This is a genomic window from Solwaraspora sp. WMMA2080 (genome assembly GCF_027497395.1).
In the GTDB taxonomy this organism is placed as follows: domain Bacteria; phylum Actinomycetota; class Actinomycetes; order Mycobacteriales; family Micromonosporaceae; genus Micromonospora_E.
Map to the genome: position 1 here is coordinate 5,135,116 of NZ_CP114910.1, position 15,384 is coordinate 5,150,499.

Below are 15,384 nucleotides of genomic sequence, written 5' to 3' on the forward strand. Positions count from 1 at the left end.
GGTCACGGCGCAGCCGCCTCGGCCGGCGCCGCCTCGGTCGACGCCGGTTGCACTGCCCGCTTCTCCAGCACGTTCGCCTGCAGGTGTAGTTGCAGCATGTCGAAGAGGATCTGCCGGGCATACGGGTCGTCGGCGGGCACCGGTTCGCTGTCGGCGCGGGCGATCACGCAGTACATCAGGAAGTGGCCGAGCGAGTGCCAGCCGACCTGGGCGGAGGAGAGCGCGATCGCCTCGGTCCCCTCGTCGGCGATCATGCCCTGAAAGCGGCCCTTCTCCTCATCGACCATCGGCTTGATCCGGGTGTGTGCCCATTCCGCGCCGGAGGCGTCGGCCAGGTTGAACACCCCGGTGGTGATCAGGTACTCGCCGGTCGGTGACCGTAGCGTGCCGCGGACCACCTGGTTGCAGCCGAGTTCGTCGAGCAGGGTGCCGATATCGCCGGCGACCGCCGCCCGGCAGCGCTCCTCGATCTGGGTTTTCAGCAGCCGGTAGGGCGGCTCGGCCGGGTCGATCACGATGTCACCGGTCGGGAAGACCTCCTCGACGGTGAGCGGCTGCGGATCGGCCTCCCGGGAGCTGACGTCCCGGGGGACCACCGTCGGTGCCGCCACCGGGGCACCCGCCGCCGCACGTCCGTTACGTTCGTCGACGACGATGAAGTACGAGCTCAGCCCGCAGACGCCGAGCATCAGCAGGACGGCGACACCGCTGATCACGACCTGCCACAGCTTCGTCGACGACCACACTGCCGTGGCCGGCCCGGCCGGTCGCCGGCCCTGAGGGTCAGTGGGACGGTCGGTCGGGTGTCGACTCGGTCGGGGGGTCCTGCCCGGCGGCGGGGCGGTGCCCGGTCGCCGGCGTCCGGTCTGACGACGTGCCCCGGGGCTCCGGGACGATCCGACCGCAGCAGGTCCGCTGCCCGGCGGCGCGCCGCCCGCCGGTCCCGGTGGGGGCGGCGGCCGGTATGCCTGGGCCGGCGGCCGGAACGCCTGGGGCGGCGGCCGGAACGCCTGCGGCGGTGGCACAGCGTAGTGTGCCGGGCCGGCACCACGCTGCGGCGGCGCGACGCCTGGCGGCGGTACGGCGTAGTGCGCCGGCCCGGTGCCAGGCGGCATGGCGTAGTGCGCGGGCCCGGCGCTCAGCGGCGGTGCGGCAGGCGGCGGTCGACTCGCCAACCCAGGATGCGGTTGGGGCTGAGCGCGGGGACGCGGTTGGGGCTGAGCGCGGGGATGTGCTCCCGGCGGCGGCTGGGCCCCGAGACGCGGTCGCGGTGACGGCTGTCCACCCCGGTGTGCTCGGGGTGTCGGCTGGGGCCGGGGGCGCGGTGGCGTCGGCGGTACACCGGCGGACCTCGGAGGCCGAGCCGATTGATCGGGTCGAATCTGCCGGCGGTCCGCGCCGGATTCGTACCCGTACGTCATATCGCACAGAGTAACGGACGGATTGGGGGGAGAGCTGCCGGTCAAGACTTGCATCAATTGAAGATCGGGCATAAGCCCTATCGATCGTGGTGACCGCCGTCAACGCCGTACCCCGGGTTGGGCGACAATGCCCCGGTGACCGGCGACCACTACTTCAGCCCGCAGCCCGGCACCGCGGACGTACGGTCGGAGATCGACTTCGCGGTCGCCGGCCGCGACTACACCCTGACCGTCGCCGCCGGAGTGTTCTCCGCCGGCCGGCTCGACCCGGGCACCGCCGTACTGCTGCGCAAGGCCGACCTGCCCGCACCGACCGACCCCGGCCCCTTCCTCGACCTCGGCTGCGGGTACGGCCCGATCACCTGTGTGCTGGCCGACCAGGCGCCAGCCGCAACGGTCCACGCGGTGGACGTGAACGCCCGCGCCCGCGAGCTCACCCTGCTCAACGCCGACCGGCTCGGCGTCGCCGACCGGGTCCGGGTTGCCGATCCGGACCGCGTGCCGCCGGAGCTCACCTTCACCCAGCTGTGGTCCAACCCGCCGATCCGGGTCGGCAAGGCGGAACTGCACGCCCTGCTCACCCGCTGGCTGCCCCGCCTCGCCCCGGGCGGCGTCGGCTGGCTGGTCATCGCCCGCTACCTGGGCGGCGATTCGGTGCAGCAGTGGCTGCGCGACCAGGGCTGGCAGGTGGACCGGCACGCCAGCCAGAAGGGCTACCGGGTGCTGCGGGTCACTCACCACGCCGACTGACCGCCACCCCGGTTCGCCAGTGCCAGTGCCAGTCGCTCACCCGGTGGCGCGAATCTCAGCTGCCGACAGCCAGGGTGATCAGGCACCATGCCGGGGTGGGATACGTGGACGTGGCCGCGGTAGGGCACACCCTGCCGGATGGTCGGGAGCTCTTTGCCGACGTGTCGTTCCGGGTCGGCGAGGGTGCCAAAGTGGCGCTGGTCGGCCCGAACGGCGCCGGCAAGACGACGCTGCTGCGGATGGTCGCCGGTGACCTGCCGGTGGCCACCGGAGCAGTCGCCCGCGCCGGCGGGCTCGGCGTGATGCGGCAGTTCATCGGCATGATCGGCGACGACCGTACACTCGCCGACCTGGCACTGTCGCTCGCCCCGCCGCCGCTGCGGGCCGCAGGAGAACGGCTCGCCGCCGCCGAACGGGCCGTGCACGCCGCTGAGGCCGCCGGCACCACCCCGGCCGCCGCCGAAAAAACCCAGATCGGGTACGCCAACGCCCTCGCCGCCTGGGGCGAAGCCGGCGGCTACGAGGCCGAGGTCGTCTTCGACACGGTGGCCACCGCAGTGCTGGACCTGCCGTGGGACCGGGTCCGGGACCGTCCGGTCCGGACCCTCTCGGGTGGACAACAGAAACGGTTCGCGTTGGAGCTGCTGCTGCGCGGCACCGACGAGGTGCTGCTGCTCGACGAGCCGGACAACTTCCTCGACGTACCCGGGAAACGGTGGCTGGAGCAGCGGCTGCGCGAGTCGACCAAGTCGGTGCTCTACGTCTCGCACGACCGGGAGTTGCTGGCCCAGACCGCCGACCGGGTGGTCGCCGTCGAAGGCGGCTCCGCCTGGACCCATCCGGGCGGCTTCGCCAGCTGGCACTCCGCGCGGGTCGCCCGGCACGCCCGGCTGGAGGAGCAGCGCCGCCGTTGGGACGAGGAGCACGAGAAACTGCGCGAACTGATGCTGATGTACAAGCAGAAGGCGGCGTACAACGACGGGTTGGCCTCGCGGTACCAGGCCGCGCAGACCCGGCTGCGCAAGTTCGAGGAGGCAGGCCCGCCGCCGCTGCCACCGAAGGACCAGTCGCTGCGGATGCGGCTGTCCGGCGGCCGCACCGGCAAGCGGGCGGTGATCTGTGAGCAACTGGAGCTGGATGGGCTGACCTACCCGTTCGACCTGGAGATCTGGTACGGCGACCGGGTCGCGGTGCTCGGGGCCAACGGCACCGGCAAGTCGCACTTCCTGCGGCTGCTGGCCCGGGGCGGAACCGACCCGGACCCGGCGGCCGGCCCGGTCGCCGGCGCGGCGCTCACCCCGGTGGCCCACGACGGGATGGTCCGGCTCGGTGCCCGGGTGCGTCCCGGCCACTTCTCGCAGACCCACGACCGGCCGGAGCTGCTCGACCAGACCCTCGCCGACGTGCTGTGGCGCGGCGACGACCACCGTGACGGGATGGACCGGCACGCGGCGATGGCCGTACTGTCCCGTTACGACCTGGCCGGCCAGGTCGACCAGCGGTTCGGCACCCTCTCCGGCGGCCAGCAGGCCCGGTTCCTGGTGCTGCTGCTGGAGCTGTCCGGTGCCACCCTGCTGCTGCTCGACGAGCCGACCGACAACCTGGACCTGGCCTCGGCCGAGGCGCTGGAGGAAGGGCTGAAGGCCTTCGAGGGTACGGTGATCGCGGTCACCCACGACCGTTGGTTCAGCCGGTCATTCGACCGGTTCGTGCTGTTCCAGGGCGACGGCGAGGTGGTCGAGGTCCCCGAGCCGGTCTGGGACGTACGCTGACCGACATGGCTGAGATGATCTACCGCCGGTTGGGCAACTCCGGGTTGATGGTGTCGGCGGTCGGGGTCGGCTGCAACAACTTCGGCCGCAAGCTGGACGCGGCCGGCACCCGGGCGGTGGTCGACGCCGCACTCGACGCCGGGATCACCCTGTTCGACACCGCCGACATTTACGGCACGCCTTCGGGTGGTTCCGAGGAACAGCTCGGGGCGGCGCTGCGCGGCCGCCGCGACGACGTGGTGCTGGCCACCAAGTTCGGCATGGACATGTCCGGCATGAACGGCGTCGACCACGGGGTACGCGGCTCCCGGCGGTACATCGTGCGGGCCGTCGAGGCGTCGCTGCGCCGACTCGGCACCGATCACATCGACCTGTATCAGTTCCACGAGCCGGACCCGGTCACCCCGGTTGAGGAGACCCTGCGGGCCCTGGACGACCTGGTACGCGCCGGCAAGGTCCGCTATGTGGGTTGCTCGAACTTCGCCGGCTGGCAGATCGCGGACGCCGCGTGGACCGCGCGTACCGCCGGGTTGTCGCCGTTCGTCAGCGCCCAGAACGAGTACAACCTGCTGGACCGGCGGGTGGAGCGGGAAGTGGTGCCGGCCTGCCAGCGCTTCGGCCTGGGGCTGCTGCCGTACTTCCCGCTCGCCGACGGGCTGCTGACCGGCAAGTACCGCCGGAGCGAGGCGCCGCCGCCGGGTAGCCGGCTGGCCGGCGAGAGCAGCCGGTACGCCGCCCGGCTCGCCGGAGCGCCGTGGGACGTCATCGAGGCCCTCGACGCGTACGCCGCGAAGCGGGACCTGCCGCTGCTCGCGGTCGCGATCGGCGGCCTGGCCGCGCAGCCGGCCGTGGCGTCGGTGATCGCCGGGGCGACCACCCCCGAGCAGGTACGGGCGAACGCCGCCGCCGGGTCGTGGCAGCCGGACGCCGCCGACCTCGCCGAACTGCGGTCGATCCTGCCGGAGCCCGCCGGCCCCGGCGGCTCGCTGAGCTGACCGGAACTGCATTTACAAGATCATGTGAGGCTCAGATACCCTACGTCGCGCCCGTAAGGTATCTGAGCCTCACATGATCTTGTCTACTCGGCTGGACTTCCGCCGATGATCAGGTAACTGCATTGCGTGGAGTGGAGACCGGCTGCGGATCGTGGTGCTTCATGCCGATTCGCAGGCCAGCCGTCAGTCGATGATCAATTGGCGGTCGACAACGCTGTCGTGGTCTCGTGGTAGAGATATGTCAACTGTCGAGTGACTGTCGCCTGTCGATCTTCATGTCGTCGTTGAGTGGCATATCTGGAGGTGGCAACGTGCCCGCAGCATTGTTGAACTCGTCGGTGCCCCGGCGGCAGCTCGGTCGGGAGCTGCGTCGGCTGCGTGAGCGGTTGGCCGGGGTGCCGCAGACCACGGCGGCCCGGGAGTTGGAGTGGCCGGCGACCAAGCTGCTGCGGATGGAGCGGGGTGAGGTGCCGATCCGCACCGAGGACGTGGTGCTGCTCTGCGAGCTGTACGGCGCTGACCTGAAGACCGTCGAGGCGCTGGCCGCGCTGGCTCCGAAGACCAAGGAGAAGGGCTGGTGGCACGACTACGCCAGCATCCCGTCCTGGTTCGAGCTGTTCATCGGTCTGGAGGAGGCCGCCGCCCACCTCCGCGAATTCCATACGGAGCTCGTCTCCGGCGTGCTGCAGACCCGCCCGTACGCAACTGCCGTGTTCAGCGTGAACCAGTACGAAGTGCCGGCGGAGGAGATCGAGCGCAGGGTCGAGATGCGGATGCGTCGCGCGCGGTTGCTGACCCGAATGGAGCCCTACCTGCCCAGGTTCGACATCGTGCTCGACGAAGCGATCCTGCGTCGACCGATCGGCAGCGGTCAGACCATGGCCGGACAGTTGCGTCGGCTGGCTCAGGCCGGGGAGCAGCCGAATGTCTCGATCCGGGTGCTGCCCTTCAGCGCCGGGCTGCACGCCGGCCTGATGGCGCACGGTTCGTTCACTCTTCTTGATTTTCCAGAAGGGAACGAGCCGACGACTGTCTACGTGGAGGAGCTGACAGGAGCTCTGTTCCTCGATCGGCCGGATGAGGCTGAGCGGTACGCTTGGACCTTCACCGACATCGCTGGCCGGGCGCTGAGCGAGCAGGCCAGTCGTGACCTCTTCTGGCGGACCGCGAAGGAGTACGAGTCATGATCGATCTTTCCGGAGCTAGCTGGCGCAAGAGCAGCCGATCAAACAACCAGGGTCAGTGCGTCGAGGTGGCGGACGGACTGGGTGGGGTCGTCGGGGTGCGGGACTCGAAGGATCCGGCTGGTCCGGTGCTGGTGGTCGCCCCGGCAAGCTGGTCACGCTTCGTCGCCGCTACCAAGAACAGCACCCTCACGAGTTGATTGGCGGTCGGTGGAGTTCCGCCGCGACGCCGCCTCGTGACTTCGACCGCCGAGGCGTGATCCGATCCGTAAGGGAGTACGGCGATGATCGACTTTGGTTCCACCAACTGGCGGAAGAGCAGCCGGTCGAACAACCAGGGCGAGTGTGTCGAGGTGGCGGACGGGCCGGGTGGCGTTGTCGGGGTGCGGGACTCGAAGGATCCGGCTGGTCCGGTGCTGGTAGTCGCCCCAGCGAGCTGGTCGAGTTTCGTCGCCGCCGCGAGGGCTGGCACCTTCACCAGCTGACGCTTCTGGGTCCGGCCGACCAGAGGGTCGCGTAGGGCGGCTGCGGGAACCCCGAAGGGCCACCTGCGCTACCGCGGACAGCATGACTACCGGCAGTCACCTGCGCCAATGTCGCATCCGGTCTGCGTGTGATCTTTGTTCGCCCAGCTGATGGTGAGCCTGGTCACGGCCGACAGCGGCGGGGTGGGCAGCGACCGAAGGTTGCCTCGGATCGGCCCTTGGCGGATCGACGAGACCGTCGTACGGTAACAGGCAAGTAACCCACGGGAGCCCGGTGCACCGGGCTGAGAGGGAGGCTGACGCGGCCTCCGACCGTCGAACCTGATCCGGGTAATGCCGGCGCAGGGAGGAGCGTTGCCGTGCCGTCCCTTGGGCGACTGCATCTGATCACCGACACCCGACCCGGGTGCGACCCGCTCGGCGTACTGCGGGCCGCGCTGGCCGCCGCCCGCGCCGCCGGCGCCGCCGCCGACCTGGTCGTGCAGGTCCGCGTCGAGGACGACATGTCCGACCGGGACGCGTACGACCTGACCGTGCGCGCGGTCGCCGAATGTGCCGCGTACCAGGTGACCTGCCTGGTCAACGACCGGTTGCACGTCGCGCTCGCGACCGGTGCGGCCGGCGCGCACGTCGGCGCGCTGGACCTCCCGGTCGACGCCGCCCGCCGGGTGCTCGGGCCGGCCGCGATCCTCGGTGCCACCGCTCGCGAGCCGGCCACCGGGCGGGCGGCGGTCGCGGCCGGGGCGACGTACCTGGGGGTCGGGCCGTGCTACGCCACCGGCACGAAGACCGGGCTGCCCGACCCGATCGGGCCGGCCGGGCTGGCCGCCGTCGCCGCTACGGTCGACGTGCCGGTGATCGCGATCGCCGGGGTCACTGTGGACCGGGTTGTGCAGCTGCTGGCCGCCGGGGCGCACGGGGTCGCGGTGGTCGGCGCGATCGCCGGAGCCGCCGATCCGGGCCGGGCCACTGCTGACCTGCTGACCGCGGTACGGCAGCGGCCCGCCGCCGGGACGGGCGCGACACGATGACCGGGCCGGCCGAGGGCGCGGATGTGGCGGTGGTCGGCGGCGGGCCGATCGGGATGAGTATCGCCTGGCGGTGCGCCCAGCGCGGGCTGCGTACCGCGCTCCACGACCCGGCACCCGGGTCCGGGGCGTCCTCGGTGGCCGCCGGGATGCTCGCCCCGGTCGCCGAGTCGCACTTCGGCGAGGCCGAGCTGACCCGGCTGCTGGTCGACTCGGCGGCCCGCTGGCCGGCGTTCGCCGCCGAGCTGACCGCCGTCACCGGCCAGGACATCGGCTACCGCACCGACGGCACGCTGGTCGTCACGCTCACCGGCGACGACCGGCGCGAGGCGGAGCGGCTCTGGGCGTACCAGCGGAGTCTGGACCTGCCGATCACGCTGCTGCGCGGCACGGCGCTGCGCGAGCGCGAACCGGCGTTGGCGCCGAGGGTGCGCGGCGGTGCGCTGATGCCCGACGACCACCAGGTCGACCCGCGTCGGCTGGTCGGGGCGTTGGACACCGCGCTGGACCGGGCCGGGGTGACCGTCGTCCCGCAGCCGGTCACCGATGTTTCCGCACTGGACGCGCGGGTCGTCGTGGTCGCCGCCGGCTGCGGATCGGCGGCGCTGACCGGGCTGCCGGTCCGCCCGGTAAAAGGCCAGATCCTGCGGCTGCGGGCCCCCGGCGGCGCCGTCGGGTTCCGGCACGTGATCCGGGGGTACGCCGACGGCCGGCACGTCTACCTGGTGCCCCGCGCCGACGGTGAGGTTGTCGTCGGCGCCACCGTCGAGGAACGGGGCGACACCATCGTCACCGCCGGAGCGGTGCTGGAACTGCTGCGCGCCGCCGCCGACCTGCTGCCGGAGATCGCCGAGCACGAGCTGGTCGAGGCGCAGGCGGCGGCCCGGCCCGGCACGCCGGACAACGCGCCGCTGCTCGGCTGGCACCAGCAGCCCGGCGTCGGCTCCGCAGGCAGAGGCGGCGGCGGCACCGCAGGCCGGGAAGTGCTGGTGGCGACCGGGCATCACCGGCACGGCATCGTGCTGACCCCGGTGACCGCCGACCTGATCGCCGACATGGCGGCCGGGGACGATCCGGATCCGGCGCTGGCACCGTTTCGGCCCGGCCGGTTCACCGCCGCGAACAGGGAACTCGCAGGGGAGGAGCAGCCGTGGAGTTGATCGTCAACGGGGCACCGATGACCGCGCCGACCGGGACCTTGCTGGTCGACGTCGTCCGGGCGGTCACCGACCGGGCACGCGGCGTCGCCGTCGCCGTCAACGGTGAAGTGGTGCCGCGCAGCGGCTGGTCGGCCGAGCAGCTGTGCGACGGTGACCGGGTCGAAGTGCTGATCGCGGCGCAGGGCGGGTGAGCCGGATGCCGTTCACCGTCGCCGGGCACAGCTTCGACTCCCGGCTGATCCTCGGCACCGGCGGCGCCGCCAACCTGCACATCCTGGAGCAGGCGATTGCGGCCAGTGGCACCGGTCTGGTCACGGTCGCGCTGCGCCGGGTGGACAGCGCCGCCACGATGCACGGCGGCCTGCTCGACCTGCTGGAGCGCTGCGGCGTACGGCTGCTGCCGAACACCGCCGGCTGCTACACCGCCACCGAGGCGGTCAAGGTGGCCCACCTGGCCCGCGAGGCGTTCGACACCGACTGGGTGAAGCTGGAGGTCGTCGGCGACGAACGGACCCTGCTGCCGGACGGCGCCGAGCTGCTGCGCGCCGCCGAGCAGCTGGTCGACGACGGTTTCACCGTGCTGCCGTACACCACCGACGATCCGGTGCTGGCCCGCCGGCTGGCCGACGCCGGCTGCGCGGCGGTGATGCCGGCCGGTGCACCGATCGGCTCCGGGCTTGGCATCCTCAACCCGCACCACATCCGACTGATCCGACAGTCGGTGGACATTCCCGTGGTGCTGGACGCGGGGGTCGGCACTGCCTCCGACGCCGCGCTCGCGATGGAACTCGGCTGCGACGCGGTGCTGCTGGCCAGCGCGGTGACCCGGGCCGCCGACCCGGTCGCGATGGCCACCGCCATGCGGCACGCCATCGAAGCGGGCCGGTTGGCCGGCCGGGCCGGGCGGATCCCCCGTCGCTACCACGCCCTGGCATCCACTCCCGACGATGGGCGGCCCGAGCTGTGAACGGGATCATCCTGCTCACCGACCGCCGGCAGACCGCCCGGCCGCTGCCGGAGGTGGTCGCGGCGGCGGTGGCCGGCGGGCTCCGGCAGGTGGTGCTGCGGGAACGGGACCTGCCCCGGGCACAACGTGCCGCGTTGGCCGACCGGTTGCGCGGCATCCTCGCCCCGGTCGGCGGGACGCTGATCGTCGCCGGGCCGGACCCGCTGGGCGGTGACGCGGTGCACCTGCGCGCCGCCGGGCCGTACCCGCCACCGGTGTTCGGACTGGTCGGCCGCTCCTGTCACGACGAGACCGAGCTCGGTCGACTGACCACGGAGGACTACGTGACGGTGTCGCCGGTCTTCGCGACCGCGTCCAAACCCGGGTACGGTCCGCCGCTGGGGCCGGCCGGGCTGGCCCGTCTGGTCCGAGTGGCCGCCGGCCGGCCGGTGGTCGCGCTCGCCGGGGTGACCACAGCGGAGCAGGTCGCCGCCTGCCGGGCGGCCGGTGCCGTCGGGGCGGCGGTGATGGGCGCGGTGATGCGCGCCGCCGACCCGGCGGCGGTCGCGGCGGAGCTGGTCGCGGCTGCGTCACCGGCCGAGGTGAGCAGTTGATGGCCAGCGACCGAGGTGAGCTGCTGATGGCCGGCGACCGAACCACTCCGGTGGTGGCGATGACGATCGCCGGCTCCGATTCCGGCGGCGGGGCCGGCATCCAGGCGGACCTGAAGGTCTTCGCCGCGCTCGGCGTCTACGGCACCAGCGCGATCACTGCGGTGACCGCGCAGAACACCACCGGCGTCACCAGCGTCCATCAGCTGCCGGCCGGTCAGGTACGGGCCCAGATCGAGGCGGTCCGCGCCGACCTTCCGGTGCGCGCGGTGAAAACCGGCATGCTCGGTACGGCCCGGATCGCCGGGGCGGTCGCCGCGCTGGCCCGGGCCGGGGAGCTGCCGAACCTGGTGGTCGATCCGGTGCTGGTCTCGACCAGCGGGCACCGGCTCGGTGTGGTCGGCGCGGTCGAGCGGCTGCTGCCGTACGCGCTGGTCGCGACGCCGAATCGGGCGGAGGCCTCGGCGTTGGTCGGCTGGCCGGTGCGGACCGTCGACGAGATGGCCCGAGCCGCCGTCGAGCTGGCCGCCGGCGGACCGAGGTTCGTGGTGGTGACCGGTGGCGACCCGGACGGTACGTCGACCGACCCGGCGGCGGTCGACGTGGTCGCGACCGCGAACCCGGCGGTCGACGTCGCCGGAACCGCTGTCGCCGGCTGGCGGCTGGCCGGCGAACGGATGGACACCCGCAACACACACGGCACCGGGTGCAGCTTCGCGGCGGCGGTGGCAGCCCGGTTGGCGCTCGGCGACGACGTGCCGGCGGCGTTGGTCTTCGCCAAGGAGTACGTCGCGCGGGCGCTCGCTGGTGCCCGGCACTGGCGGTTGGGCTCCGGCCACGGCCCGATCGACCACTTTGGATGGTCGCACCAGGTGGCTCAGCACCGGTTGTTCGGCAACTACCTGAAGGAGGCCCACTGATGCAGGCTCGGCGCAAGGTGTACGTGCAAGGACCGCGACCGGACATCCAGGTGCCGTTCGCCGAGGTGACGCTGACCGGCGACAATCCGCCGGTGCGCCTCTACGACACGTCGGGTCCGGGGTCGGACCCGCAGGTCGGGCTGGCCGCGCTGCGCGGGCGGTGGATCGCCGAGCGTGGCGATGTCGCCCCGGTGCGCGGTGCGGGCACCCCGCTGGCTGGGGCCCACGGGCGTCGGCCGACCCAGTTGGCGTACGCCCGGGCCGGGACCGTCACCCCGGAGATGGAGTTCGTCGCGTTGCGGGAGAACCTGCCGGCCGAGGTGGTACGGGAGGAGATCGCCGCCGGACGTGCGGTGCTGCCGGCCAACGTCAACCACCCGGAGTCCGAGCCGATGATCATCGGTGGTCGGTTCCTGGTGAAGGTGAACGCCAACATCGGCACCTCGGCGGTCTCGTCGTCGGTGGCCGAGGAGGTGGAGAAGCTGACCTGGGCCACCCGGTGGGGTGCGGACACGGTGATGGACCTGTCCACCGGCAAGCGGATCCACGAGACCCGCGAGGCGATCGTGCGCAACTCGGCGGTGCCGATCGGTACGGTCCCGATCTACCAGGCGTTGGAGAAGGTCGGTGGGGATCCGGTCAAGCTGAGCTGGGACGTGTTCCGGGAGACCGTGATCGAGCAGGCCGAGCAGGGCGTCGACTACATGACGGTGCATGCCGGGGTGCTGCTGCCGTACGTGCCGTTGGCGGTCGACCGGGTCACCGGGATCGTCTCCCGGGGCGGGTCGATCATGGCTGCCTGGTGCCTGGCGCACCACCAGGAGAACTTCCTCTACACGAACTTCGCCGAGTTGTGCGAGATCCTGGCCCGCTACGACGTGACCTTCTCACTGGGCGACGGGCTGCGGCCGGGGTCGATCGCCGACGCCAACGACGCCGCCCAGTTCGCCGAGCTGCGGACGTTGGGCGAGTTGACCAGCATCGCGTGGGAGCACGACGTGCAGGTGATGATCGAGGGCCCCGGCCACGTGCCGATGCACAAGATCAAGGAGAACGTGGACCTGCAGCAGGAGCTGTGCCACCAGGCGCCGTTCTACACCCTCGGCCCGCTGACCACCGACATCGCCCCAGCGTACGACCACATCACCTCGGCGATCGGGGCTGCCATGATCGGCATGTTCGGCACCGCGATGCTCTGTTACGTCACCCCGAAGGAGCACCTGGGGCTGCCGGACCGCGACGACGTCAAGGCCGGGGTGATCGCGTACAAGATCGCGGCGCACGCGGCCGACCTGGCCAAGGGACATCCGGGAGCGCAGGCCTGGGACGACGCGTTGTCCAAGGCGCGGTTCGAGTTCCGCTGGGAGGACCAGTTCAACCTGTCGCTGGATCCGGAGACGGCGCGGTCCTACCACGACGCGACGCTGCCGGCCGAGCCGGCGAAGTCGGCCCACTTCTGCTCGATGTGCGGCCCGAAGTTCTGCTCGATGAAAATCACGCAGGATCTGAAGGAGTACGCCCAACAGGGTATGAAGGACAAATCAGATGAATTCGTCGCATCCGGTGGTCGGGTCTACCTGCCGTTGGCCTGATCGTCGGCGCCACTACGGCTCCGCCCGTCGGCGCGGCGGGGTTGCCGGCGCAGCTCGCTGACCCAGTCGACATGTTCGGCGTCCTCGTCGGTCAGTGTCGGGGTGGGTGCCGGCCGCCGCTGCCGCATGAACCGTGGCCGGGGGATTCGGCCGGCCGCAGGTGCGGCGGTCGGCGCGGTGGGTGGTGGGGCGACCGGTTGCGGCGCGACCGGCGGTGGGGCGACCGGTTGCGGCGTCGGCCGGTCGACGGCACCGGTCACCGGCACCGGAGCCGGAGTCGGCGGTCCCTCTGGCGAGATCGGCGTCGGGTCGACACGGGGGATGACCGCCGCGGGTGTCGGCGGCGGACGATCACCCGGGTGCGCCTGAGCGGCGATCGGCGCTGGTGATGCTGCGGTCGGGTCTGTCCCGGTCGGGTCCGGTGCGGGTCGGCCGGGCGCGGGTCGGGTGGGCATCGGCGGGCCAGGTACCGGCGGCGCTGCAGGACCGGGTGACACCCGCCCGAGGGGTGCCGGATCGGCGGAGGTCTTTTCAGATAGGGCAGTTTCCGCTACCGATTCGCGGCTCCCGGTCGAGCCGTCGGCGGGTCCGGCGGGGGTTCCGACAGCGGTTGCGGGCCTTCCGGTTGCGGTTCCGGCCGGCCGACCGGGCTGGCGCACGGCAGCCACAGTGATCGAACCGACGACTCCGGCGGCCACCGCCAGCAGCGCCGCCCGGTAGGGGTCGTCCTGGTAGGACCCAGCCCGGCCGGCCCCGGCGACCAGGTACGCGGCGTTGAGGACCGCCGGTCCGGCCATTCCGGACACCGCCGTCGCAACCGTCGGCACCGCCCGCCTCCGGGCCAGCCCGCTCACCGCCGCGCCGAGCACCAGCGCCAGCGCCGGTAGCAGCACGAACAGTTGCCAGCCGGGGTCACCCGGGTCGAGCGCGACCGGTTCGAGTACCCCGGGTCGGATCCCGCCGACGGCGTCACCCGCCCACAGGTCTGGGGCAGCGGACCCGACCGCCAGCAGCCAGAGCGCACCGCTGAACACCAGCAAGTTCCAGCGCATCGCCGGATGGGCCAGCGCGGCCAGTGCCGCAGGCAGACCTACCACCGCCCCGATCCCGCCGATCAGGGCGGCGACCGTCACCGGATCGGCGACCCCGGTCGACGCCTGCGCCGGCAGCACCGACAACCCGACCACGGCGAGCGCCGCACCGATCGTGGCGATCAGCGCCAGGACGACCCGGCGGACCGCCGTACGGACCGCCGACACGCGCAGGTGCCGGGCCCGACGCTGCTCGGCGACCCGTTGCGCCACGCACGCGCCGACGACGGCAGCGACGATCGCGAACCAGGCGAGCCAGGTCAGCTGCGTCGGCCAGAGATCAGCGGTCGGCCCGGCGAAGTCGCGGCGCAGGCGTACCAGTTGGAGACCGTAAGCGGCACCAAGCTGGACGGCACCGGCGAACGCCGCCACACCGAATGCCGTTGTGATCGCTCTGAGCCAGGTCCGCAAGGCCATGCCGGGAGGTTACGGCCGGCCGCCCGCACTGTCGACCTGGACCGGGCGACCGCCGCCGGGCCGGTGGGTCAGCCCAGCTGAGGCAGCACCTCGGCAGCGACCAGCTCCAGGTGGTCCAAATCGGCGAGGTCGATGAACCGCAGGTGTACCCGGCTGGTACCGACCGCCGAGAACTCCCCGATCCGGTCCACCAGTTGGGCCGGCGAACCGATCACCGGGTCCTCCGGCGGCAGGGCGCTCTTCTCGTGCAGCGGCGCGGCGCGGCGCTGCGCCTCGGCGTCGGTACGCCCGATCGCGATGACGATGCCGGCCGACATGGTCAGCGGCGGTCGGCCCTGCTCGGTGCGCCCGGTCCGGTGACAGGCCTCGGTCACCCGCTCGTAAGCCGCCGCGGTCTCGGCGACCGACTTGAACGGCATGTTGAACTCGTCGGCAAACTGGGCAGCGAGCTCCGGGGTCCGCTTCGGCCCTCGTCCGCCGATGATGATCGGCGGGCCGGCCGGCTGCGCCGGCTTCGGTAGCGCCGGAGCGTCGACCAGCTGGTAGTGGTCGCCGTGGAAGCTGAACCTGTCACCGACCGGAGTACGCCACAGCCCGGTGATCACCTCGAGCTGCTCGGCCAACCGGTCGAAGCGTTCCCCGACGGACGGGAACGGCAGCCCGTAGGCGGTGTGCTCCCGGGCGTACCAGCCGGCCCCGATGCCGAGGTCGACCCGGCCGCCGCTCATCTGGTCGACCTGAGCGACCATCACGGCGAGTGGCCCGGGCAGCCGGAAGGTCGCCGAGGTGACCAGCGTGCCGAGCCGGATCCGGGAGGTCTCCCGGGCCAGCGCGGCCAGGGTCAGCCAGGCGTCGGTCGGCCCCGGCAGCGCCAGTTCCTCGCCCATCGACTGGTAGTGGTCGGCCCGCAGGTAGCCCTCGAACCCGGACTCCTCGGCGAGCCGGGCCAGCCGGAGCTGGTCGTCGTAGCTGGCGCCGCGGTGCGGCTCGGTGAACACGCTGACCCGCATGG

Annotated in this window: 16 protein-coding genes and 1 riboswitch; of the genes, 13 read left to right on the forward strand and 3 right to left on the reverse strand. The window is 72.2% G+C overall.

Annotation, left to right across the window (positions count from 1 at the left end; genetic code table 11):
* Window positions 1–2: 2 nt before the first annotated feature.
* A complete protein-coding gene (locus tag O7543_RS23495; protein ID WP_281551881.1) occupies window positions 3–716 on the reverse strand; it encodes a hypothetical protein in 714 nt (237 codons plus the stop codon).
* A gap of 840 nt (window positions 717–1,556) precedes the next feature.
* On the opposite strand from O7543_RS23495, the gene O7543_RS23500 reads away from it, so the two are divergent.
* From O7543_RS23500 to thiC, 13 genes are all read left to right on the forward strand, one after another.
* Entirely contained in the window at window positions 1,557–2,171 is a 615-nt protein-coding gene (locus O7543_RS23500) for a methyltransferase (RefSeq protein ID WP_281551880.1), read from the forward strand.
* A gap of 95 nt (window positions 2,172–2,266) precedes the next feature.
* Window positions 2,267–3,943, forward strand: coding sequence for an ATP-binding cassette domain-containing protein (locus O7543_RS23505; RefSeq protein WP_281551879.1), 1,677 nt, complete (start codon window positions 2,267–2,269; stop codon window positions 3,941–3,943).
* A 5-nt stretch (window positions 3,944–3,948) separates the two neighbouring features.
* A complete protein-coding gene (locus O7543_RS23510) occupies window positions 3,949–4,938 on the forward strand; it encodes an aldo/keto reductase (protein ID WP_281551878.1) in 990 nt (329 codons plus the stop codon).
* Between the two features lie 311 nt (window positions 4,939–5,249).
* Window positions 5,250–6,125, forward strand: a complete 876-nt coding sequence (locus O7543_RS23515) for a helix-turn-helix transcriptional regulator (RefSeq protein WP_281551877.1) — start codon at window positions 5,250–5,252, stop codon at window positions 6,123–6,125.
* Window positions 6,122–6,322: a DUF397 domain-containing protein gene (locus O7543_RS23520; RefSeq protein WP_281551876.1), complete on the forward strand. Its 201-nt coding sequence runs from the start codon at window positions 6,122–6,124 to the stop codon at window positions 6,320–6,322. Before O7543_RS23515 ends, O7543_RS23520 begins: the two co-directional genes overlap by 4 nt.
* Window positions 6,323–6,406: 84 nt before the next feature.
* Window positions 6,407–6,607, forward strand: a complete 201-nt coding sequence (locus O7543_RS23525) for a DUF397 domain-containing protein (protein ID WP_281551875.1) — start codon at window positions 6,407–6,409, stop codon at window positions 6,605–6,607.
* Between the two features lie 253 nt (window positions 6,608–6,860).
* Window positions 6,861–6,972, forward strand: a riboswitch (TPP riboswitch).
* Window positions 6,967–7,638: a thiamine phosphate synthase gene (locus O7543_RS23530; RefSeq protein WP_281551874.1), complete on the forward strand. Its 672-nt coding sequence runs from the start codon at window positions 6,967–6,969 to the stop codon at window positions 7,636–7,638. It overlaps the preceding riboswitch by 6 nt.
* Window positions 7,635–8,795 carry a glycine oxidase ThiO gene (thiO, locus tag O7543_RS23535; protein WP_281551873.1) on the forward strand — a complete coding sequence of 387 codons (1,161 nt, stop codon included), beginning with the start codon at window positions 7,635–7,637 and terminating at the stop codon, window positions 8,793–8,795. Before O7543_RS23530 ends, thiO begins: the two co-directional genes overlap by 4 nt.
* Entirely contained in the window at window positions 8,786–8,986 is a 201-nt protein-coding gene (gene thiS / locus O7543_RS23540) for a sulfur carrier protein ThiS (protein ID WP_278173720.1), read from the forward strand. The genes thiO and thiS overlap by 10 nt, the downstream gene beginning before the upstream one ends.
* A 5-nt stretch (window positions 8,987–8,991) precedes the next feature.
* Entirely contained in the window at window positions 8,992–9,762 is a 771-nt protein-coding gene (locus O7543_RS23545) for a thiazole synthase (RefSeq protein ID WP_281551872.1), read from the forward strand.
* Window positions 9,759–10,355, forward strand: coding sequence for a thiamine phosphate synthase (locus O7543_RS23550; RefSeq protein ID WP_281551871.1), 597 nt, complete (start codon window positions 9,759–9,761; stop codon window positions 10,353–10,355). Before O7543_RS23545 ends, O7543_RS23550 begins: the two co-directional genes overlap by 4 nt.
* Window positions 10,355–11,272 carry a bifunctional hydroxymethylpyrimidine kinase/phosphomethylpyrimidine kinase gene (gene thiD, locus O7543_RS23555; RefSeq protein ID WP_281551870.1) on the forward strand — a complete coding sequence of 306 codons (918 nt, stop codon included), beginning with the start codon at window positions 10,355–10,357 and terminating at the stop codon, window positions 11,270–11,272. The genes O7543_RS23550 and thiD overlap by 1 nt, the downstream gene beginning before the upstream one ends.
* Window positions 11,272–12,864, forward strand: coding sequence for a phosphomethylpyrimidine synthase ThiC (gene thiC / locus O7543_RS23560; protein ID WP_281551869.1), 1,593 nt, complete (start codon window positions 11,272–11,274; stop codon window positions 12,862–12,864). Before thiD ends, thiC begins: the two co-directional genes overlap by 1 nt.
* Here thiC and O7543_RS23565 read toward each other — a convergent pair.
* Complete coding sequence (locus O7543_RS23565) at window positions 12,846–14,372, reverse strand: hypothetical protein (RefSeq protein WP_281551868.1); 1,527 nt, start codon at window positions 14,370–14,372, stop codon at window positions 12,846–12,848. The genes thiC and O7543_RS23565 overlap by 19 nt on opposite strands.
* Window positions 14,373–14,440: 68 nt before the next feature.
* Window positions 14,441–15,382: an LLM class F420-dependent oxidoreductase gene (locus tag O7543_RS23570; protein ID WP_281551867.1), complete on the reverse strand. Its 942-nt coding sequence runs from the start codon at window positions 15,380–15,382 to the stop codon at window positions 14,441–14,443.
* Window positions 15,383–15,384 lie beyond the last annotated feature (2 nt).

Excerpts from the sequence above, each read along its gene's own strand:
- thiD (WP_281551870.1), top strand. The coding sequence starts at position 10,355 with ATGGCCAGCGACCGAGGTGAGCTGCTGATGGCCGGCGACCGAACCACT.
- O7543_RS23565 (WP_281551868.1), bottom strand. The coding sequence starts at position 14,372 with ATGGCCTTGCGGACCTGGCTCAGAGCGATCACAACGGCATTCGGTGTG.
- O7543_RS23510 (WP_281551878.1), top strand. The coding sequence starts at position 3,949 with ATGGCTGAGATGATCTACCGCCGGTTGGGCAACTCCGGGTTGATGGTG.
- O7543_RS23545 (WP_281551872.1), top strand. The coding sequence starts at position 8,992 with ATGCCGTTCACCGTCGCCGGGCACAGCTTCGACTCCCGGCTGATCCTC.
- thiC (WP_281551869.1), top strand. The coding sequence starts at position 11,272 with ATGCAGGCTCGGCGCAAGGTGTACGTGCAAGGACCGCGACCGGACATC.
- O7543_RS23520 (WP_281551876.1), top strand. The coding sequence starts at position 6,122 with ATGATCGATCTTTCCGGAGCTAGCTGGCGCAAGAGCAGCCGATCAAAC.
- O7543_RS23525 (WP_281551875.1), top strand. The coding sequence starts at position 6,407 with ATGATCGACTTTGGTTCCACCAACTGGCGGAAGAGCAGCCGGTCGAAC.
- O7543_RS23570 (WP_281551867.1), bottom strand. The coding sequence starts at position 15,382 with ATGCGGGTCAGCGTGTTCACCGAGCCGCACCGCGGCGCCAGCTACGAC.
- thiO (WP_281551873.1), top strand. The coding sequence starts at position 7,635 with ATGACCGGGCCGGCCGAGGGCGCGGATGTGGCGGTGGTCGGCGGCGGG.